General features: G+C 64.1%; 22 protein-coding genes and 1 tRNA gene. 13 read left to right on the plus strand and 10 right to left on the minus strand.

All coding sequences use genetic code 11. From position 1 onward, the window contains the following. Positions 1-49 precede the first annotated feature (49 nt). Positions 50-457, plus strand: a complete 408-nt coding sequence (locus JQ635_RS18580) for a TIGR02300 family protein (RefSeq protein WP_211411279.1) — start codon at positions 50-52, stop codon at positions 455-457. A gap of 98 nt (positions 458-555) precedes the next feature. Beyond that, positions 556-631, plus strand: a tRNA-Ala gene (locus JQ635_RS18585). A 69-nt stretch (positions 632-700) separates the two neighbouring features. On the opposite strand, the gene JQ635_RS18590 is transcribed toward JQ635_RS18585, so the two are convergent. Beyond that, complete coding sequence (locus JQ635_RS18590; RefSeq protein ID WP_211411280.1) at positions 701-1,159, minus strand: MarR family winged helix-turn-helix transcriptional regulator; 459 nt, start codon at positions 1,157-1,159, stop codon at positions 701-703. Positions 1,160-1,314: 155 nt separating this feature from the next. Between JQ635_RS18590 and JQ635_RS18595 the strand changes: the two genes are divergently transcribed. The 8 genes from JQ635_RS18595 (at position 1,315) to JQ635_RS18630 (ending at position 8,753) form a co-directional block, all read left to right on the plus strand. Next, the gene (locus tag JQ635_RS18595; protein WP_211411281.1) at positions 1,315-1,740 is read left to right on the plus strand and encodes an organic hydroperoxide resistance protein; all 426 of its coding nucleotides are present in this window, start codon (positions 1,315-1,317) and stop codon (positions 1,738-1,740) included. Positions 1,741-1,919: 179 nt separating this feature from the next. After that, positions 1,920-3,122 (plus strand): CaiB/BaiF CoA transferase family protein, encoded by a 1,203-nt coding sequence (locus JQ635_RS18600; protein WP_211411282.1) that lies wholly within the window; start codon positions 1,920-1,922, stop codon positions 3,120-3,122. Positions 3,123-3,513: 391 nt separating this feature from the next. Continuing rightward, positions 3,514-4,830 carry a sn-glycerol-3-phosphate ABC transporter substrate-binding protein UgpB gene (gene ugpB / locus JQ635_RS18605; protein ID WP_211411283.1) on the plus strand — a complete coding sequence of 439 codons (1,317 nt, stop codon included), beginning with the start codon at positions 3,514-3,516 and terminating at the stop codon, positions 4,828-4,830. Positions 4,831-4,878: 48 nt separating this feature from the next. Further along, a complete protein-coding gene (gene ugpA / locus JQ635_RS18610; protein WP_211411284.1) occupies positions 4,879-5,760 on the plus strand; it encodes a sn-glycerol-3-phosphate ABC transporter permease UgpA in 882 nt (293 codons plus the stop codon). Further along, positions 5,760-6,608 (plus strand): sn-glycerol-3-phosphate ABC transporter permease UgpE, encoded by an 849-nt coding sequence (gene ugpE, locus JQ635_RS18615; protein ID WP_211411285.1) that lies wholly within the window; start codon positions 5,760-5,762, stop codon positions 6,606-6,608. Before ugpA ends, ugpE begins: the two co-directional genes overlap by 1 nt. A 13-nt stretch (positions 6,609-6,621) precedes the next feature. Next, on the plus strand, positions 6,622-7,707 hold the full coding sequence (locus tag JQ635_RS18620; protein ID WP_211411286.1) for a sn-glycerol-3-phosphate import ATP-binding protein UgpC: 1,086 nt from the start codon (positions 6,622-6,624) through the stop codon (positions 7,705-7,707). A gap of 297 nt (positions 7,708-8,004) precedes the next feature. Then, positions 8,005-8,430: an Hsp20 family protein gene (locus JQ635_RS18625; RefSeq protein ID WP_011083554.1), complete on the plus strand. Its 426-nt coding sequence runs from the start codon at positions 8,005-8,007 to the stop codon at positions 8,428-8,430. 50 nt (positions 8,431-8,480) lie between these two features. Then, the gene (locus tag JQ635_RS18630) at positions 8,481-8,753 is read left to right on the plus strand and encodes a DUF1150 family protein (RefSeq protein ID WP_035704148.1); all 273 of its coding nucleotides are present in this window, start codon (positions 8,481-8,483) and stop codon (positions 8,751-8,753) included. A gap of 427 nt (positions 8,754-9,180) precedes the next feature. Here JQ635_RS18630 and JQ635_RS18635 read toward each other — a convergent pair whose 3' ends face one another. From JQ635_RS18635 to JQ635_RS18675, 9 genes are all read right to left on the minus strand, one after another. Continuing rightward, positions 9,181-10,371, minus strand: coding sequence for a tetratricopeptide repeat protein (locus JQ635_RS18635; RefSeq protein WP_246583625.1), 1,191 nt, complete (start codon positions 10,369-10,371; stop codon positions 9,181-9,183). 45 nt (positions 10,372-10,416) lie between these two features. Then, positions 10,417-10,878 (minus strand): PTS IIA-like nitrogen regulatory protein PtsN, encoded by a 462-nt coding sequence (gene ptsN, locus JQ635_RS18640; RefSeq protein ID WP_008141251.1) that lies wholly within the window; start codon positions 10,876-10,878, stop codon positions 10,417-10,419. Between the two features lie 222 nt (positions 10,879-11,100). Further along, positions 11,101-11,712 carry a ribosome hibernation-promoting factor, HPF/YfiA family gene (gene hpf, locus JQ635_RS18645; RefSeq protein WP_211411287.1) on the minus strand — a complete coding sequence of 204 codons (612 nt, stop codon included), beginning with the start codon at positions 11,710-11,712 and terminating at the stop codon, positions 11,101-11,103. Positions 11,713-11,881: 169 nt separating this feature from the next. Then, positions 11,882-13,507: an RNA polymerase factor sigma-54 gene (gene rpoN, locus JQ635_RS18650; RefSeq protein WP_211411288.1), complete on the minus strand. Its 1,626-nt coding sequence runs from the start codon at positions 13,505-13,507 to the stop codon at positions 11,882-11,884. A gap of 91 nt (positions 13,508-13,598) precedes the next feature. Beyond that, positions 13,599-14,633, minus strand: coding sequence for an LPS export ABC transporter ATP-binding protein (gene lptB / locus JQ635_RS18655; protein ID WP_211411289.1), 1,035 nt, complete (start codon positions 14,631-14,633; stop codon positions 13,599-13,601). Positions 14,634-14,843: 210 nt separating this feature from the next. Beyond that, entirely contained in the window at positions 14,844-15,593 is a 750-nt protein-coding gene (locus tag JQ635_RS18660; protein ID WP_211411290.1) for an LptA/OstA family protein, read from the minus strand. Between the two features lie 5 nt (positions 15,594-15,598). After that, positions 15,599-16,321 (minus strand): LPS export ABC transporter periplasmic protein LptC, encoded by a 723-nt coding sequence (gene lptC / locus JQ635_RS18665; protein WP_211411291.1) that lies wholly within the window; start codon positions 16,319-16,321, stop codon positions 15,599-15,601. Between the two features lie 141 nt (positions 16,322-16,462). Then, a complete protein-coding gene (locus tag JQ635_RS18670; protein ID WP_100177813.1) occupies positions 16,463-17,077 on the minus strand; it encodes a ribonuclease D in 615 nt (204 codons plus the stop codon). A 101-nt stretch (positions 17,078-17,178) separates the two neighbouring features. After that, positions 17,179-18,501, minus strand: a complete 1,323-nt coding sequence (locus tag JQ635_RS18675) for a UbiA family prenyltransferase (RefSeq protein ID WP_211411292.1) — start codon at positions 18,499-18,501, stop codon at positions 17,179-17,181. A gap of 190 nt (positions 18,502-18,691) precedes the next feature. Between JQ635_RS18675 and JQ635_RS18680 the strand changes: the two genes are divergently transcribed. The 3 genes from JQ635_RS18680 to JQ635_RS18690 all read left to right on the plus strand — a co-directional run bounded on the left by JQ635_RS18680 (position 18,692) and on the right by JQ635_RS18690 (position 20,676). After that, a complete protein-coding gene (locus JQ635_RS18680) occupies positions 18,692-18,955 on the plus strand; it encodes a type II toxin-antitoxin system ParD family antitoxin (RefSeq protein WP_211411293.1) in 264 nt (87 codons plus the stop codon). A 2-nt stretch (positions 18,956-18,957) separates the two neighbouring features. Beyond that, positions 18,958-19,257, plus strand: a complete 300-nt coding sequence (locus JQ635_RS18685; RefSeq protein ID WP_211411294.1) for a type II toxin-antitoxin system RelE/ParE family toxin — start codon at positions 18,958-18,960, stop codon at positions 19,255-19,257. Between the two features lie 147 nt (positions 19,258-19,404). Beyond that, positions 19,405-20,676 carry an MFS transporter gene (locus tag JQ635_RS18690; RefSeq protein WP_211411295.1) on the plus strand — a complete coding sequence of 424 codons (1,272 nt, stop codon included), beginning with the start codon at positions 19,405-19,407 and terminating at the stop codon, positions 20,674-20,676. The last annotated feature ends 24 nt before the right edge of the window (positions 20,677-20,700 follow it).

A 20,700-nucleotide genomic window follows, 5' to 3' on the forward strand; every position in this document is an offset into this window, starting at 1 on the left:
AACTAGCCAAGTGAAGCACCGCTTTTCAGACATTCCCAGGATTCCTGCCGTGGCCAAGTCCGAACTCGGAACCAAACGTATTTGCCCGACCACGGGCAAGAAGTTCTACGATCTCAACAAGAATCCGGTGATCTCGCCCTATACCGGCGAAGTGGTGCCGATCGCCCCAGTTGCGCCCGCCCGCGTACCCCGCGGCGCCGAAGCCCGGCACGCGGCGACAGCGGATGCCACGCCGGAGCCGGCAGAGGTCGAGGAGGTCTCGCTCGAGGAGGCCGACGCCGAGGAGAACACCGGCAAGGTCAAGGCCGCCGTGCCCGAATCGGAGGACGATATCGAGGTCGACGAGACCCTCGATGACGACGATGACGACGATTCGACCTTCATCGCCGACGAGGAAGAGGGCGATGAGGACGTGACCGACATCATTGGTGATGTCGGAGGTGATGAAGAGACTTGAGATCAGTCCTGATCTGTGAAAAAGGGTGCACCGCGCGAGTCGCTTAGGCTCGCCGGCCGGGATGGATCCCCCAGGATCCTCCCAACTGGAAGACTTAAGGGGCCATAGCTCAGCTGGGAGAGCGCTTGCATGGCATGCAAGAGGTCGGCGGTTCGATCCCGCCTGGCTCCACCAGCCTTCGCGAAGCGAAGGCTGCCTCGCCGAAGCCCGCAGGGCGAAGGCGGGTTTTGAATTAAATCCCGCCTACTCCCCAATCACCGCGTTCAGCCGGTCGCGCAGCGCGACGATCTCGTCCTTCATCGTCACCAGCTCCGATACCGAACAGTCCGACGCCGCCAGGATCGACTGCGGCACGCTGCGCGCTTTCTCCTTCAGTGCATGGCCCTGCGCCGTCAGCGCGATCAAGACCTGACGCTCGTCCTCGCGCGAGCGGGTGCGCTTGACCAGATGGGCGGCTTCGAGCCGCTTGAGCAGCGGCGTCAGCGTGCCCGAATCCAGGAACAGCTTCTCGCCGATCTCCTTGACCGGCACGTCGTCGTGCTCCCACAGCACCAGCATCACCAGATATTGCGGATAGGTCAGGCCGAGCCGATCGAGCAGCGGCTTGTAGACGCGGTTGAAGGCGTGCGCGGCCGAATAGACCGCGAAGCAGATCTGGTTGTCGAGGCGAAGCGGGTCCACCGCCGATGATTTCCGGGCCATAAAGAATCTCACGCGTTTCACCCATTCTGGGGCCGGCCGGCGGCACATTCAATTGCGAACAATTAAATGTGAGGCATCTCGAATTAGATTGCGCACAATCTAATTGTCTGCAATAAGGATCACACCCCAACCCGGAAAGACCCGAGGAGACGAAAATGTCCGTGAACGTCCTCTACAAGACCAGCGCAAAGGCCACCGGCGGCCGCGACGGCCATGCTGCGACCCTCGACGGCGCGCTCGACGTCAAGCTCACCACGCCGAAGGAGCTCGGCGGTGGCGGCGGCGCCGGCAACAATCCCGAGCAGCTGTTCGCGGCCGGCTATGCCGCCTGCTTCATCGGCGCAATGAAGTTCGTGTCCTCGCAGGGCGGCCCGAAGGTTCCGACTGATGCCTCCGTCACCTCGACCGTCGGCATCGGCCCGCGCTCCGAGGGCGGCTTCGGTCTCGACATCGATCTCGCCGTCTCGCTGCCGGGCCTTGCCCGCGCGGAGGCCGAGGCGCTGGTCGCGAAGGCGCACCAGGTGTGCCCGTACTCCAATGCCACGCGCGGCAATGTCGACGTTCGCCTGACGGTCGTCTGATCGGAACGGCGGATTGGCTGGCCCGGGATCCCCCTCGGGCCGGCCGCTTCCGCTTGATTTGCCACCTCGCGGGATGGCCGCGCGGCGGCGCATACGGCTCCACGCCCGCGCGCCATTGCTGGCGCAAAAAAACCTCGCTAGGCCTGTGATCCAACGATCGACACAGGGGAAGCGAAGGCATGACTGAAGCCGTTTTGGGCGCAATGAGCGGACTGCGCGTCATCGATCTCACGCGCGTGCTCGGCGGTCCCTACTGCACCCAGATCCTTGCCGACCATGGCGCCGACGTCATCAAGGTCGAGCCGCCCGCGGGCGACGAGGTGCGCGAATGGGGGCCTCCCTTCCACGAGGAGGATGCGGCCTATTTCGTCGGCATCAATCGCAACAAGCGTTCGATCGGCCTCGACCTCGCCTCCGAGGGCGGCCGCGTCGTGCTGCTGAAGATGCTGGAGACCGCCGACGTCCTGATCGAGAATTTCAAGCCGGGCACGCTGGAGAAATGGGGCATCGGCAATGACGTGTTGCGCGAGAAATTCCCGCGCCTCGTGCATTGCCGGATCTGCGGTTTCGGCGCCGACGGCCCGCGCGGCGGCAATCCCGGCTATGACGCCATCATCCAGGCCATGACCGGCATGATCGCGGCGACCGGCTCGCCCGAGAGCGGGCCGATGCGGATCGGCGTGCCGCTGGTCGACATCACCACCGGCCTCTATGCGGCGATCGGCATCCTGATGGCGCTGTCGGAGCGGCAGCGTTCGGGCAAGGGCCAGTTCCTGGAGACGACGCTGTACGAGACCGGCCTTGCAATCATGCATCCGCACACCGCGAATTATTTCATGCATGGCAAGCCGCCCGGCCTCACCGGCAACGAGCATCCCAACCTCGTGCCTTATGCGATCTTCCCGACCAAGACCGACAACATCTTCATCGGCGTCGGCAATGACGGCACCTTCCGCAAGCTCGCCAAGGAGATCGGCAAGCCCGAGCTCGGCACCGATCCGCGCTTTGCCCGCAACAAGGATCGCATCGCCAATCGCGAGGCGCTGCGCGCCGAGCTGGCCGCGGTGTTCAGCCAGCATGAGGCCGAGCCGCTGTGCAATCGCCTGCTCGCGGCCGGCCTGCCCGCAGGTCCCGTGCAGAAGATCGATCAGGCGTTGACGAACCCGCACACGATCTACCGCGGCGATATTATCGAGAAGGACTGGTACAAGGGCGTGGCCTCGCCGATCCGGCTCGATCGCAGCAAGCCGAGCCTGCGCCGCCTGCCGCCGAAATTCAGCCAGCACGCAGCGGAGGTGCTGGGCGAATTCGGATACTCCAAAGCCGAGATCGACGCGATGGTCGAAAAGGGCACGGTCTGCGGCCCCGAGCGCAAGCGCTAGTCGATCAGAACAAATCGAGCGGCAACGCAGGTGCGCTCCCTCCCCCGCTTGCGGGGGAGGGTTGGGGAGAGGGTGTCTCCACAACGAGGCAATCCCCCAGAGGAGGAAGCCCTCACCCGGATCGCTTTGCGATCCGACCTCTCCCGCAAGCGGGAGAGGTTTTCGAGCCCGCGGCCCGATCGTCCTCACATCATCCAATGCCGCACTGCGGCGCGGGCACGATAGTGCAGCGCGAACGGCTGCGGTCGTCCGCGCCGCATTCGCCTATTTGACGGCTTCCCTTTTCCAGCGCTTGCCGCTTTCGTTTCGGCCGCTTACACAGTCATGTGAACGTCATATGGCGCTGCTAGCGCAAGCGCTTCTTTAGTGACGGGCAAGGGAGGTTTTCTTGATGGCTCTTCGACATTTTGGCGCGGCTGCAGCTGTTGCACTCACGGTTGGTCTCGGCGCCTCGCCGGCCCTGGCCGTGACCGAAATCCAGTGGTGGCATGCGATGACGGGCGCCAACAACGACGTCATCGTCAAGCTGGCCAACGACTTCAACGCGTCGCAGACCGACTACAAGGTGATCCCGACCTACAAGGGCAACTACCCCGACACGATGAACGCGGGCATCGCCGCGTTCCGCGCCGGCAACGCTCCGCACATCATGCAGGTGTTCGAAGTCGGCACCGCGACCATGATGGCCGCGACCGGCGCCGTGAAGCCGGTCTACAAGCTGATGGCCGAGACCGGCGAGAAGTTCGATCCGAAGAACTACCTGCCCGCGATCACCGGCTACTACTCGACCTCGAAGGGCGAGATGCTGTCGTTCCCCTTCAACTCGTCGTCCACGGTCATGTGGATCAATCTCGACGAGCTGAAGAAGGCCAATGTCGAGATCCCCAAGACCTGGCCTGAAGTGTTCGAGGCCGGCAAGAAGCTGAAGGCGGCCGGTCACGACACCTGCGGCTTCTCCGGCTCCTGGGTGACCTGGGTCAATCTCGAGCAGCTCTCGGCCTGGCACAACACGCCGCTCTCCAGCAAGGCCAACGGCCTCGACGGCTTCGACACCGTGCTGGAGTTCAACGGCCCGCTCCAGGTCAAGCATCTCGAAAACCTGGTCGAGCTGCAGAAGACCAAGGTCTACGACTATGCCGGCCGCACCAACACCGGCGAAGGCCGCTTCACCTCGGGCGAATGCCCGATCTACCTGACCTCGTCGGCGTTCTTCGGCAACGTCAAGGCACAGGCCAAGTTCAACTTCACCGCGGTGCCGATGCCGTATTATCCAGACGTGAAGGGCGCGCCGCAGAACTCGATCATCGGCGGCGCTTCGCTCTGGGTGATGGGCGGCAAGCCGGCCGACGATTACAAGGGCGTCGCGAAATTCCTGACCTTCCTCTCCGACACCGATCGTCAGGTCTACATCCACAAGGCCTCGGGCTATCTGCCGATCACCAAGGCGGCCTACGCCAAGGCGAAGGAAGAGGGCTTCTACAAGGACCAGCCCTATCTCGAGACGCCGCTGATCGAGCTGACCAACAAGGAGCCGACCGACAATTCGCGCGGCTTGCGCCTCGGCAACATGGTTCAGCTGCGTGACGTCTGGTCGGAAGAGATCGAGCAGGCGCTGGCCGGCAAGAAGACCGCCAAGCAGGCACTCGACGCCGCCGTCGAACGCGGCAACACCATGCTGCGGCAGTTCGAAAAGACCGCCGTGAAGTAAGGCGACTGGCGGCAGGCCGGTCACCCGGCCTGCCGCTTCCGGGGCATCATGCAAAAGCAAGCCATTTTCCAATCGAAGCTGTTGCCCTACGCGCTGGTTGCGCCGCAGCTCGCGATCGTCCTGATTTTCTTCTATTGGCCGGCCCTGCAGGCGGTGATCCAGTCCTTCCTGCTCCAGGATGCCTTTGGCCTCTCGACCAGCTTCGTCTGGTTCGAAAATTACATCGAGCTGTTCAGGGAGCCCGCCTATTTCGAAGCGGTCGTCCGCACCTTCTTCTTCTCGTTCGCGATCGCGATCTCGTCACTGTCGTTTGCGCTGCTGCTCGCCGTGATGGCCGACAAGCCGCTGCGCGGCTCGATGCTCTACCGCACGCTGCTGATCTGGCCCTATGCGGTCGCGCCGCCCGTGGTCGGCGTGCTCTGGATCTTCATGCTGCATCCCTCGCTCGGCGTGATCTCGCGCTACTTGCGCGCGGCCGGCGTCGACTGGAATCCGCTGCTCGACGGCAACCAGGCCGCGGGCCTGATCATCCTCTCCGCCGCCTGGAAGCAGATCTCCTACAATTTCCTGTTCTTCCTCGCCGGCCTGCAGGCGATCCCGAAAAGCGTGTTCGAGGCCGCCGCGATCGACGGCGCGCGGCCGATGCGCAGGTTCTGGACCGTGACCTTCCCGCTGCTGTCGCCGACCATCTTCTTCCTGCTGGTCATCAACATCGTCTACGCCTTCTTCGACACCTTCGGCATCATCGACACCATGACCCGCGGTGGTCCCGGAACGTCGACGGTGACGCTGGTCTACAAGGTCTATTCGGACGGCCTGCTCGGCGGCAATCTCGGCAGCTCGGCGGCGCAGTCGGTGGTCCTGATGATCATGGTCATCGTGCTCACGGGCATCCAGTTCCGCTTCGTCGAACGCAAGGTGACGTACTGATGGTCGAGGACGAGGGCATCAGGCGCTACGTCGCCCATTTCATCCTCTGGATCGGAATCGCGATCGTCGCATTCCCGGTCTACATCGCGATCATCGCCTCGACCCAGGACAACGCGCTGATCGCGAACGGGCAGATGTCGCTGCTGCCGGGCGGCCATTTCTTCGAGGTCTACTACCAGACCATCTTCGTCGGCACGAGCGGCTCGACCCGCGAGCCCGTCGGCAACATGATGCTCAATTCGCTGGTGATGGCGCTGGCGATCGCGATCGGCAAGATCGCGATCTCGATCATCTCGGCCTACGCGATCGTGTATTTCCGCTTTCCGTTCCGGATGTCGATCTTCTGGATCATCTTCATCACCCTGATGCTGCCGGTCGAGGTCCGCATCTATCCGACCTACAAGATCGTCGCCGACCTGCACATGCTCGACAGCTATGCAGGCCTTTCGCTGCCGCTGATCGCATCGGCCACGGCGACGCTGCTGTTCCGACAATTCTTCATGACCGTGCCGGACGAGCTATTGGAGGCCTCGCGCATCGACGGCGCCGGCCCCTTGCGCTTCTTCTGGGACACGCTGCTGCCGCTGTCGCGCACCAACATGGCGGCGCTGTTCGTGATCCTGTTCATCCTCGGCTGGAATCAATATCTCTGGCCGCTGCTCATCACCACCCGCGACGACATGCAGACCATCCAGGTCGGCATCCGCAAGATGATCACCACCACCGACGCGCTGACTGAATGGCCGATCGTGATGGCGACCGCCGTGCTGGCCATGCTGCCGCCGGTGTTCGTCGTCGTCGTCATGCAGAAATTGTTCGTGCGCGGCCTGGTCGAGACGGAAAAGTAAGAAGTGAGTTTTCATGGCTAACGTCACCCTGCGCAACGTCCGCAAGACCTACACCGGCGGCTTCGAGGCCATCAAAGGCGTCAACGTCGATGTCGCGGACGGGCAGTTCTGCGTGCTGGTCGGCCCTTCCGGCTGCGGCAAGTCCACGCTGCTGCGCATGGTCGCCGGGCTCGAGACCGTCACCGGCGGCGAGATCGACATCGGCGGCCGCGTCGTCAACCAGATCGAGCCCGCCGATCGCGACATCGCGATGGTGTTCCAGAACTACGCGCTCTATCCGCATATGAGCGTCTACAACAACATGGCCTACGGCCTGCGCAACCGCGGCATGGCGGAGGCCGAGATCAAGACCCGCGTCGCGGAAGCCGCGCGCGTGCTCGAGCTCTCCGCGATGCTGGAGCGCAAGCCGCGCCAGCTCTCCGGCGGCCAGCGCCAGCGCGTCGCCATGGGCCGCGCCATCGTGCGCCAGCCGAAGGTGTTTTTGTTCGACGAGCCGCTGTCGAACCTCGACGCCAAGCTGCGCATCGCGATGCGCGTCGAGATCCGCAAATTGCAGCGCCGGCTCAACACGACGTCGATCTACGTCACCCATGACCAGCTCGAGGCGATGACGCTCGCCGACGTCCTGGTGGTGATGAATGGCGGCCAGGTCGAGCAGGTCGGCAATCCCCTTGCGATCTACGAGAAGCCGGCGACGACCTTCGTCGCCTCCTTCATCGGCGCACCGCCGATGAATTTGATGTCGACGCGCCCCGACGAGATCAAATCGCAGCTCGGTGGCAGCGCGACTGAAGCCGACATCGTCGGCATCCGGCCCGAGGACTTCGTCATCACCGACCAGGCCCCGGCCGGCGGCGTGGCCCTGCCGCTCACGGTCGAAGCCATCGAGCGCGTCGGTGCTGAAACCTTCGTCTACGGCTCCCGCGAGCAGGAAGACCAGCGCGTCGCCGCCACCCCGGGCGAGCTGCCGCCCGGCGAGATCATCGTCCGCATCCCCGGAACCGACGCTCCCGCCATCGGCCAGAAGATCCGGGTCGCAGCGGTGCGCCCAAAGCTGCATTTGTTCAGCGCCGATGGGCGGACGCGGATCGAGGCCTGACGGCTTCCCGCGCCTGCCCTATCAAAAAAGCGCGAAAACAACCCCATGCACAGTAGAAGGGGGTCTGTTTTCATTGGGATAAATCGCCCCGCAAATTCATCATGCCTGCCCGTCTCGGGGCCATGACGAATTGTAAGCATTTTGTGCGATGGCAGAGCGGGTGGGCGGCCAAGCGGGCCATCCACAGCCCCCGCTACGTCCTTGAACCCACAAGCGGATATGCCCATATTGCTGACCAAGGGGTGCCTTGATCGGGCCCCGAAACACCAAAGTCGCTTCGAGAGGACTTTGTAAACTATGTCTCGTGTTCCCACGTTATCCAGTCCGTTCCTTCTGGGCTTCGACGAGATCGAGCGCGTGCTCGACCGCGTCGTCAAAGGCGCCGACGGCTACCCTCCCTACAATATCGAGAGGTGTGACCGGTCGGATGGCCAGCCCGAGCGGCTGCGTATCACGCTGGCGGTCGCCGGATTCACGCGCGACCAACTCGATGTAACCATTGAGGAAAACCAGCTCGTGATCCGCGGGCGGCAGCAGGACGACAAGACCCGGCAATACATCCATCGCGGCATCGCCGCGCGCCACTTCCAGCGCACCTTCGTGCTGGCGGAGGGGATGCTGGTGCTGGGTGCGGATCTGAAGAACGGGTTGTTGTCGATCGACCTGGCCCGGCCTGAACCGGAGAGGATCGTTAAGACAATCGCTATCAATGAGCACGAATAATGGAACGAGTAGCGGACTCGACCGCTTAGTGTTCCAGAGGAGTCGAGACCATGAGTGAAGGTCACGTTGCGTTCGAATACGAAGCCAAGAACGTCTCTCCGGAGACGCTGGCAACCCTCGGCGAAGGCCATATCGCCTATGTGAAGCAGATCCGTTCCGAGGACGTGCCGGACCTGTTCCCCGAAGCGCCCAAGATCGCGCCGGGCCTCAAGCTCTTCGCGCTCCACGCCGCCGACGGCACGCCGATCATGCTGACCGACAGCCGCGAAGCCGCGATCGCCAACGCCTGGAGCAACGAGCTGCAAGCCGTCAGCGTGCACTGAGCGCGCGCGTCGCGCGATTAGGATTTCAAGCGGGCATGCCTTCACGCGAGGGCGTGCCCGTTTTTATTTTGTGCGATGATGTTTCCGCGTCGTCATTGCGAGCCAACGGGTCCGCGCAAAGCGCGGCCCGATGACAGGCTCCGCGAAGCAATCCAGAATCTTTCCGCGGAGCGATTCTGGATTGCTTCGTCGCTTCGCTCCTCGCAATGACGGAGTATGAGGCTCCCGCGCGCTCAACTCTCGTGTCCCGGACGCGGCGCAGCGCGAAGCGGTGCGACGCAGAGCCGGGACCCAGGACAACAGCGGGAAGCGCGGTGAACATGGGCCCCGGCTCTGCAGCGCACCGTTGAAGAAACGCTGCGCTGCGTCCGGGGCACGAGAGCGGAGATACACGCTCTTCGAGAGCCGTCACTTCAGAAAGCCGCCATCACTTCACAAAACCAAGCCCTTCGCGCGCGGTGTCGACGGCCCATTTGTCGTTCGGCGGCAGCGCGAGCACGCTGTTGAAATCCGCGCGCGCATGTTTGGCGTCGGACATCATCATGTAGAGCAGGCCGCGATTGACCAACGTATCCTGGTTTTTGGGATCGAGTCGAAGCGCCTCGTTGTAGTCGGCGAGCGCGCGGTCGTGCTGTCCCATGTCCCGAAACACACCGGCGCGATCTTTGTAGGCGTCCAAATTCCCCGGCTGTAATCGAATCGCTTCGTCGAGATCGGCAAGGGCGCGTTTGTCGTCGCCCTTCCCGTGTAGGACGACGCCTCGAACGAGATAGGCTTTCTCGAAAGACGGCATGATCCTGGTAACGTCATCCAGCTCCCGGATGGTGCCGTCGGCATCGTCCTTTTTCAGGAACACCATGGCCCGGCAATAATGGCCACCGGCACTTGCGGGCTCCAGACGGACGGCGCTGTCGCAGTCAGCGAGAGCTGCATCGATCTCGTCCTTGCTGAGATGGATGGTGCTGCGCAGCTCGTAGGGCCACGCGGCCGCCGGATTCCGCTGCATCGCCTCGGTGTAATCGGCAACGGCGCGATCGGTATCGCCCTTCGCCGCATACACCTGTCCTCGCATGACGAGCGCACGGTAAGCCTGCTTGGGGCTGCGCTCGATGGCCTCGGTGAAGCCCGCGATCGCGAGGTCGAAATTACGCTTGTTGAAATATTCCTCGGCGCGCGAGGTGTAGGACGGTCCGTAGCCGGGATCCAGGCGAATGGCTTCGTTGTAGTCAGCCAGCGCATGATCCCGATCGCCTTTCGCGGAATAAGCGCGGCCGCGGCAATGATAGGCGCGGCCGAAATTCGGATCGATCCGGATTGCGGCGCTGCAATCCTCGAAGGCGCGATCCTTGTCGCGCCTCATGTAATACGCTTCGCCACGCAACTCGTAAGCCGCGGCATTGGTCGGGTCAGCCGCAATAATCTCGGTCTTCTCGGCGATGACACGATCGTTCGACGCGTCGTCAGCGTGGGCCGCGACCGTGGTAGCAATGGTGACAGAGCAGAGCAGACCAAAGGCCCGGCCAATCGAACCGCAAATCATGTGGCAATATCCCCGTACAGAAATCGGGCCGGTCGCAGGTGGATATGATGGCGAAATACGCCAGCGCCCCGGCTGCAAATATGTCGCAGACGGCGCGGCGCGGGTTCGAACGGGCTGGAGGGACTAAGCCGCGGTCGCCGGCGGCAGGGCCAGCACCGAATAGATCGCCTGGGCATCGCGCGAGGCGCGGAGCTTCTTGGCGATGTCCTGGTCGCGCAAGAGGCGGGCGATGCGGGCGAGCGCCTTGAGGTGGTCGGCGCCGGCGCCTTCGGGGGCGAGCAGCAGGAAGACGAGATCGACCGGCTGGCCGTCCATCGCCTCGAAATCGATCGGGCGATCGAGCCGCGCGAACAGGCCGAAAATCTTTTCCAGCTTGGGCAGCTTGCCGTGGGGAATGGCGACGCCGTAGCCGACCGCAGTGGTGCCGAGCTTCTCACGCTGCAGCAGCACCTCGAACACCGAGCGCTCGTTCTGCCCGGTCAGCTCGGCCGCCTTGGCCGCGAGCTCCTGCAGGGCCTGCTTCTTGCTGTTGACCTTCAATGCCGGGAGAATCGCCTCGGGTGCGACCAGATCGGTAATCGGCATGGAAGGTTTCCGAGGTGAATTAAACCGTCAGGTTCCGAATTGGCCAGCTTGGAAAGAACCACGCCGGGCCGGCGTCAAGAAGGTGAAGCAGGAGGGGGACTTAGCCCCGATCCTGATGTGGGGCGCTTCTACTCCAACGCAATCCCGGTGCCAACTCCTGCGTGCGGCTTTGCCCCGGTCATTGTTAAGGCCTGTGGTTGATACGGGGCCCAATTTTCGGCCCTAACCGCCCGCCTTGCCGTCGGCTTTGGCTCCGGGCGGGTCGATCCAGCCCACATTGCCGTCGGCACGGCGGTAAATGATGTTCACCCGGCCGCTGGAGCCATGCTGGAATACCAGGCAGGGTGCCCCGCTGAGGTCCAGTTCCATGACGGCTTCGCTGACCGAGAGCTGCTTCAGCGAGGTGGTTGCCTCGGCGATGATCACGGGGCTGTAGCCGATGATCTCGGCCTCATCCTCCCCTTCGCCCGGGGCCTCCAGCACGTAAGCCGTGGCATCGAGCGCGGCCATCGCCGCATTGGCGACATGGGTCTTGCGGGCCGAGCGGTCCTTGAGCCGGCTCTTGTAGCGCTTGAGGCGCTTCTCGATCATCAGGAGCGCCTGGTCGGCGCTGGCATAGGCGTCGGCCGCGTTCGAATCGGCTTCCAGCGTGATGCCCGAATCCAGATGCAGCGCGCAGTCGGTGCGGAAGCCGAAGCCGTCCTTCGAGAGCGTGATGTGGCCGGAATAATTGCCGTCGAAATATTTGCGCAGGACCTCTTCGGTCCGGTCGGAAACGCGGCCGCGCAGGGCCTCGCCGACGCTGACACTCTTTCCCGAAATTCGAAGGGTCATGTGATGCCTCGCTTGGTTACGCCGAGCTGCGATGACGCGTCATCGCAGCTGGGGTTGTTCCCTGCGCATGGTCCGCTCGGAAACCCGCGGTGCACTTTTCCGGATCATGCGCATGCTTGGACCGGTCTCGATGGGGGATTGAGAGTAGCGCGATTTGGCGCGAGCGCAATCAGGCCGGCTCGGTGTTGCGGGAGCGATCGGACAGTGCGGTGGAGAGGACGTTACCAAGAGCGCTCTGCTTGTCACGGCGGCGTTGCACCGAGGAGGGAATGCGCATGGCTTCGCGGTACTTCGCGACCGTGCGGCGGGCAATATCAATGCCCGAAGCGCGCAACCGTTCCACGATGGTGTCGTCCGACAGGATCGCGGAGGGCTCCTCCGCATCGATCAGCTGCTTGATGTGGTGGCGCACGGCTTCGGCCGAATGCGCCTCGCCGCCGTCGGCCGAGGCGATCGAGGCCGTGAAGAAATATTTCAACTCGAATGTGCCGCGATTTGTCGCCATGTACTTGTTGGCGGTGACGCGCGACACCGTGGATTCATGCATCTGGATGGCGTCGGCGACGGCCTTCAGGTTCAGGGGGCGCAAATGCGCGACGCCGTGGGTGAAGAAGCCGTCCTGCTGGCGCACGATCTCGGTTGCAACTTTCAGGATGGTGCGGGCGCGCTGGTCGAGCGCGCGCACGAGCCAGGTGGCGTTCTGCAGCGCATCGGTGAAGTAGGACTTGTCGCCGTCCTTGCCGATCTTCTTCGACAGCTCGGAATAGTAGGTCTGGTTGACCAGCACGCGCGGCAAGGTGTCGCTGTTGAGCTCGACATGCCAGCCGCCGTCCGGACCCGGGCGGACATAGACGTCGGGCACCATGGTCTGGAGCCGGGCCGTGCCGAACTTCATGCCGGGCTTGGGATTGAGCCGGCGGATCTCGCCGATCATGTCGGCGATGTCCTCGTCGTCGACGCCGCAGAGCTTGCGTAAGGATGCGATGTCGCGCTTGGCGAGCAGGTCGAGATGCTCGACGAGGGCCTGCATCGCCGGATCGTAGCGGTCGAGCTCGCGGAGCTGGATCGCCAGGCATTCGCTTAAGGAGCGCGCGCAGACGCCGGGCGGGTCGAATTTCTGCAGCACGGCAAGGACGTCCTCAACTTCCTGCTGCGACGCGCCAAGACGTTCGGCGGCCTGGCCGAGATCGGGCGGCAAATAGCCGGCCTCGTCGACGAGGTCGATCAGGTACTGGCCGATCATGCGCTGCGCGGGTGCGGTGAAGGCAACCGACAGCTGCTCGGCGAGATGATCCGACAGCGTTGTCTCGGCCGCGACAAAGGCTTCGAGATTGTAGTCTTCGTCACCCGAGGCGCCGCCGCCCCATTCGGTGTAGGTGGTCGGCGCCGCGTCCTGGGCGTTGCGCGCGGCGGTCTCGGCCGGCTCCTCGGAGAAGACGTTGTCCAGGCCCGTATCCAGGGTCTGCTCGATCTCGGCGCGGGTGCCGAGATCCTTGCTCATCCATTCTTCCTGGCCGGGCTCGAAGGCGTCGGCGCTGCCGCTGAAGCCGTCCTCGCCTTGTCCTTCACCCTGGCTGCCGTCGGAATCGCCGTAATTGGCGGCTTCAGTCGGGGCTTCGCCGACAGGGCCCTCGTCACTGGCCCGTTCCAGCAGCGGGTTCCGCTCGAGTTCCTCTTCCACGAACGTCGTGAGATCGAGATTGGACAATTGCAGCAGCTTGATCGCCTGCATCAGCTGCGGCGTCATGACCAGCGACTGCGATTGCCGGAACTCTAATCTCTGCGTAAGCGCCATGAAGCAAGAACCGATCCCGAAAAGTTGGTCCGATTTTTGCTTATCCTAGTCCGAGCCCGATGTACACGTCTTGACGTAACGCAAAAAAGGGCTAGAGGCGGAATTCCTCGCCAAGGTAAAGGCGGCGGACATCCGGATCGGCGACGATCTCATCCGGGCTGCCCTCGGTCAAGATTTCACCGGCATAGACGATATAGGCACGATCGGTGAGGCCGAGCGTCTCGCGCACATTGTGGTCGGTGATGAGCACGCCGATGCCGCGATTGGTGAGATGGCGGACGAGATCCTGGATGTCGCCGACAGCGATCGGATCGATGCCGGCGAAGGGCTCGTCGAGCAGCATGTAGTTCGGCCGCGTGGCCAGCGCACGCGCGATCTCGACGCGACGGCGCTCGCCGCCCGACAGCGCGATCGACGGTGATTTCCTGAGGCGCGTGATGTTGAATTCGTCGAGCAGCGAGTCGAGCTGTTGCTCGCGCTTCTTGCGCGAGGGCTCGACCACTTCGAGCACGGCGCGGATGTTCTGCTCGACGGTGAGGCCGCGGAAGATCGAGGCTTCCTGCGGCAGATAGCCGATGCCGAGCCGCGCGCGCTGATACATCGGCAGCTTCGTGACGTCGTGGCCGTCGAGCTCGATCGCGCCGCGATCGGCCTTGATGAGGCCGGTGATCATGTAGAACACGGTGGTCTTGCCGGCACCGTTGGGGCCGAGCAGGCCGACCGCCTCGCCCCGGCGCACATAGATGCTGACGCCGCGCACCACCTGGCGGCTGCCGAAGCTTTTTTCCACGCTATGCACAGCCAGGAAGCCCGGCCGCTTCAGGAGCTGCGGTCCGCCGGCGCCGTTCGGCTTTGCGGCCGCCCTGACCGGGTGGACCGCCTGGGCCCGCGGCACCTCGGCCTGATAGTCAGCCTGGTAATCGACCTGATAGTCCGCTTGATAGTCTCCTTGGAACTGGTCGGGCGCGCGCATCGGCTGGTCACGGGCAATCGGCGGCGCCTCCCGCACCGGGCTTGCCACGAGGCCACCGACGCTGTCACCGAGGGCGGTGATGTCCTGCCGTGCAAATCCTGGCCGGCCGCGCTTGGCGGGGCGCCGACGGAACATGCTGAAGAGATCGACCATCCCCGCCTTCTAGCTTTTCGCGGCATTCGCGCGATCTGCCGCCCCGGCGTTACGATTCGCCGACGCAGCAAGAGTGAAGGGATGTCTCATGCCCAATGAAACACGCCCGGTAAGCGGCGGACCCCGCTTCGAAAGCCCTTCGCGCTAGATACAGTCTCGCCGGGCAAGCTTCAACCTCGGATCGCGAGCTTCCGGAACAAGCCGTTGAATTTACTTTGGTTTACTTGCGCCGGGCAGTTGCAAGGGCGACCCCGCGGCAGGCTTGCCCCCTTGCCCGCCTTGGGCACCCGGACCGCAATCATTGCCGCCACCCTGCGGCAGCAGGGCCTGCACCCTGCCGCTGTCGGACTCCACGCGCGAGACGCCCGTGGTCATGTCGACCATCAGGCGGTCGCCGCGCAGCACGTTCTTGCACTGCGTCAGGACCACCTGGCCGCCGGTGCCGCCGAGCATGGTGATGAGATTGGTCTTGGTGTCGAACACGGCGGTCTCGCCGGTCACCACCTGATCCTTCTGGGTGACCACCACATTGCCGCGGGCTTCCAGCCGCTTGATCGACGAGGCGCCGCCGGGCCCTGGCGTTGCCGACTGCATCGGCGCGCCGGTGCTGCTGTTCTTGGCCCCCTTCGCCGCAGGCGGCGGCGTGGCGGGCTTGTCGCCACCCGACTCGTAGAACACCACCAGCGTCTTCGAGGTCATGGTGGTGTCGCCCTGCACGACCTTCACATTGCCGGCGAAGGTCGCCTCCTTCTTCTTGTCGCGCATCTCGAGCGAGGCGGCCTCGATCTGGATCGGCTGATCGCGGTTCTGCGAAAAACCCTGCATCGCGTTCGGCACGCCCTGCATCGTGCTCTGCGCGACGGCCGCACCGCCAGCGATCAACGCGACGCCAAAGGCAAGCGCGACCGCACCGATGATGGCGCACCGCTTGTCGTCGTTGCGCGGGAAAATCCTGATCATGAAAATCACTTTGAATTGGCAGACTTGTTCTTTGACTTGGCCGGCGGCGGCGCGGGCTCGACCGGCGCAGGCTGAGCGGCAGCACCGTCGTCCAGCTTGTCCAGATGCATCACCACGTTGCCTTCGAAGCGGATGAGATCGCCGCCCTCCGTGATTCGCAGGCGATCCGCAGTCAGCGTGCCGTTGGTCAGCTTGACGTCGACGCGCTCGTCCGACGAGACCGTGCCCTTGCCCATGTCGACGAAGGCCGAGTTCAGCCGCGCCTCATAACCGGTCGAGGTGCGCAGGAAGATGTCCTTGTGCAGGTCGAGCTGCTGCTGCTTGTTGTCGAAGCGGCCGGTGCGCGCATCGAGGAACAGGGTCGACTGATCCTCCATCAGCACCTTCGCGCGCAGATCGGCGAGATCGACATGATCGGGGTCGGTGATGTCCTGCGTTGCCGTCTTGGCCCAGAGCTCGTAGGGCCGCCGGTCCGGCGTGAAGCCGGACATATGCGGCGATTCCATCGTGATCCTGGTGCCTGTCACCACGAGATTTCCGGAGTCGAGCTTGATCGGGATCGTGAAGGGATTGAGGAAGGTCGAGACGGCGACGATCGCGGCGATGGACGCGGCCACCGTCGCCGGCACCGCGACGCGCAGAATCCGCACCAGGCGGCTGTGGCGCGCCGCGCTGGCAAACTTCGCCGCTAGCGCGGCGTCGTAGGTGGGATTCTGGGCCGAATTCACCGCTGCTCCAGAGGGTCGCTCGCCTTGTCCGGTTGAAGGCCGCGCCATTGTACCCGGCGGCGACCGAATATGCAGCCCGCGAGAGGCCGCAGGAAAGTGTCCGAAACGGGGCGCCGGCCCTCCCTAAAGCCCGCTCAGGCCTCAGGAATGCGCAAAGATGTCCTCTTCCTCCCAGCCCTGGAGGTCGAGCAGAGCGCGGGTCGGCAGGAAGTCGAAGCAGGCCTTTGCCAGCTGGGTGCGGCCCTCCCGGACCAGCATGGCGTCGAGCCGCTCGCGCAGGGCATGCAGATGCAGCACGTCGGAGGCGGCGTAGGCGAGCTGCGGCTCGGTCAGGCTGTCGGAACCCCAGTCGCTGGATTGCTGCTGCTTGGAGAGGTCGACATTGAGCACCTCGCGCACGAGGTCCTTGAGGCCGTGGCGGTCCGTGTAGGTGCGGGTCAGGCGGGAGGCGATCTTGGTGCAGTAGATCGGCCCGGTCATGACGCCAAAGGTCTGGTACAGCACCGCGACGTCGAACCGCGCGAAGTGGAAGATCTTTGTGATGGCGGGATTGGCGAGCAGCGCCTTCAGGTTCGGCGCGTCGGTGTGGCCCTTGGGGATCTGCACAACGTCGGCGCTGCCGTCGCCGGGCGAGAGCTGCACCACGCAGAGCCGGTCACGGTGGGGATTGAGCCCCATGGTCTCGGTGTCGATCGCCACCGCTCCGGTGTAACGGGACAGGTCGGGCAGGTCGCCGCGGTGCAGGCGTACGGTCATGGCGTTTCAAAACCTCGGGTCAAATCGGTCAGTCGGCACAATAGGCGCATTTCGGATTGCCCGCGATGTATCCACTCGGGGCAGGCCGCGCAAGCGCCCGTTCAGATCGCGGCCAGCATGATGCAGATCATCGCTGCGACCGCGGTGCGGCTGGGGCCGTCGCGGAAGGCGTACAAAATCGGATCATCCGGCATCTCGCGGCGATGCGCCATCATCAGGGCCCGGCCGAACCAGTACAGCAGCAGCGGGGTCATGAGCCACAGCATCCAGGGGCGGCTGTACAGCGGCGTCACCGCGGACGAGGACACATAGAGCGAGAACACGGTCACCGCGTTCATGGCGCTCGCCGCCGCCATCGCGGCGATGACATGCAGATCGGTGATCCGGTAATCGCGGTTGGAGGGATCGGCGAGCCCGGCGCCCTCGCGCATGCTGAGCTCGCTGAAGCGCTTGATCAAGGCGAGCGAGGTGAACACGAACAGCGAGAAGATCAGCAGCCATTCCGACAGCACCACGCCGACACCGACGGCGCCGGCGACGATGCGCAAGCTGTAGAGCCCGGCGAGCGTGACGACGTCGACCAGCATCTTGCGCTTGAGCACGAGCGAATAGGCGATCGTGGTGGCGAGATAGGTGCCGAGCACGCCGAGGAACAGCGGCGAGATGAAGAGGGAAGCTGCGACCGCAAACAGCCACAATGCGGGGATTGCCGACAGCGCGGACGAGATCTTGAGATCGCCGGCCGCGAGCGCGCGGTGGCGCTTGGTCGGATGCTGCCGGTCGGCGGCGAGATCGAGCAGATCGTTCATCAGATAGGCGCCGGAGGCGCAGGCCGAGAACGCCAGGAACGCCAGCAGCGCGTAGCCGAGCGTCGAAAGATTCATCTGGTGCGCGGTGATGACAGGCACGAACACCAGCGTGTTCTTGGCGTATTGGTAGACGCGCAGCGCCTTCGCCCAGGTTTTCAGGCTCGCGCGGTTGCCGTCGCGGGCGCCGATGCGCTCGATCGCGGCACGATCGAACGGCGGGTTGCCCGCGGCGAGATCTGCCGGCGTGACGACGCCATCGAAGCCGAGATGCGCAGCGATGCCGGCGGCATGCTCGGCGAAACGTCCCGCGACGAGATAGATCTTCTCGCCCCGCCCCCGCGCCGCCAGCGCCCGGTTCAGCACGTCGGAATCATAGGGCAGATGGGCGTAGTCGATCTCGGCCCGCGCCAGGACGTCCGTGAGCGCCGCCATCCCTGCGCGTCCGCCGGCGCCGAAGCGGGCCAGCATGCGGCCGGGGCTGGAGAACAGCGCCTCCATCAGCAGCTCGGACCGCAGCAGGGCGCCTTCGAGATCGATCACAAGCGTCCGCGCCGCGGCCGGATTTGCCGACGGCTCGGGGACGCCAGGATCGCAATGCCAGGCAGGCTGCTCCATCCGAAAACGCTCTTACTTGCCGCGACATGACCGGCTGGGAGGCCGGGGAGCAGGGGAAATGGATGGCCGGAACCCTATGCGAGCATTCGCTAAAGGCGGCTTAATCAGGCGAGCTTCAGCCGGTTCGCCGCTTGATGCAAGAGCCGTTCAATAATAGTTATTAAGGCGGATATCAGCAGGGAAGCGCAACATGGCGGTCAGTGCAGATCTCGGTGAAGCCCTTGAAAACTTTGTAACAAAACTCGTCGCGTCGGGTCGCTACCACTCCAAGAGCGAGGTGCTGCGGGAGGGCGTAAGGCTGATCCAGGAGCGCGAGGCGCGGCTCGCTGCGCTGGACGCCGCGATCGCGCGTGGGCTCGACGATGCGGACGCGGGCCGGACCGATCCAAGCTCGGAGGTTTTTGACCGGCTGGAGGCGAAACTCGCCGCCAGGACGGGCCGCAAGACGGACTAGACGTGATCGTCGTCGTCACGGCGGAAGCCGAAACCGACCTCGAGAACATCGCAGCATATGTCGCCGCGCAAACCCCGCGGAGCGCGCTCACGCTCCTCCGGGGGCTGCGTGAAAAGTGTGAAAACCTTGCCGATGCGCCGCGCGCCTATCCGCTGGTCCCGCGCTATGAGCACCGCGTCATTCGCCGCCGGCCGTTCGGAAACTATTTGATCTTCTATCGGGCCGGTCACGATGTGATCGAGGTGATCCACATCCTTCACGGCGCGCGAGACTACGAGCCGCTGCTCTTTCCGGAAGATTAGGTTTGTCGGAGACGCGCCTGCTGAGTGTGTTGTTTTAGGCACTCCGGATCAAACAAGCAGAACTTGCGGCAAGCGTCCCCGTGAAAATCGATCAGTCCCATCCTATCTGTGGCTGGCCTCCCCGCCCTTGCCATGAATCAGGTGATCATGACCGAACAGACGCTCGCCGCGCCTATCGACGATCCATCGGAACGCCCGCGCGGCTTTTCGCGCTATCAGGCGCTCCTCATCGCGCTGCTGGCATTCACGCAGTTCACGATCATCCTCGACTTCATCATCATGTCGCCGCTCGGCGCCATCCTGATGCCCGCGCTCAACATCACCGCCGGGCAGTTCGGCGTCGCGGTGTCGGCCTATGCGTTCAGCGCAGGAGCCTCGGGCATCCTCGCCGCCGGCTTTGCCGATCGGTTCGACCGCAAGCGCCTCTTGCTGTTCTTCTATGTCGGCTTCACGCTCGGCACCCTGCTCTGCGCCATGGCGCAGAACTACCATGTGCTGCTGGTCGGCCGGATCGTGACCGGATTGTTCGGCGGCGTGATCGGCTCGGTCGTGCTGGCCATCATCACCGATTTGTTCGCGCTGCACTTACGCGGCCGCGTGATGGGCTTCGTGCAGACCGCGTTCGCCGCGAGCCAGGTGCTCGGCATTCCCGCCGGGCTGTTTCTCGCCAATCACTGGAGCTGGCAGGTCTGCTTCGTCGCGATCGTCGGTCTGTCGATCGTCACGATCGCCATCATCGCCTTCGTCATGGAGCCGGTCGATGCACATCTGAAGCTGAAGCAGGACAGAAACCCGTTCCACCATCTGATCGCGACGGTCTTCGAGCCGCGCTATACGCTGGCCTTCGCGGTCACGACGCTGCTTGCGACCGGCGGCTACATGCTGATGCCGTTCTCCAGCGCCTACACCGTGCACAATCTCGGCATCGACATGCTGCATCTGCCGACGATCTATCTCGTCTCCGGCCTGTTCAGCATCGTCACCGGACCGCTGGTCGGGCGGGCCAGCGACGCCTTCGGCAAATATCCGACCTTCGTGTTCGGCTGCGCGATGACCGTCGTCATGGTGCTGATTTACACCCATCTCGGGCACGTCTCGCTCGTGACCGCGATCACCGTCAACGTGCTGATGTTCGTCGGCATCTTCTCGCGCATGATCCCGTCGCAGGCGCTGATGTCGGCGATCCCCGACGCGAGCCAGCGCGGCTCGTTCAGCGCCGTCAGCGCCTCACTGCAGCAACTGTCCGGCGGCCTCGGCTCGGTGCTCGCCGGCGCCATCATCGCGCAGGCGCCCGACGGCGCGCTGATCCATTTCGACCGGATCGGCTACGTCGTCGTCATGACGACGATCGTCACGCTGGTCGCGATGTATTTCGTGCAGAAGGCGGTGGCGGAGCGGGCGGGGAAGCGGGTGGTGTGAGGGGCGGCGGGGATCTGGTCTGTT

It is taken from the genome of Bradyrhizobium iriomotense (assembly GCF_018130765.1).
Classification (GTDB): Bacteria; Pseudomonadota; Alphaproteobacteria; order Rhizobiales; family Xanthobacteraceae; genus Bradyrhizobium; species Bradyrhizobium iriomotense_A.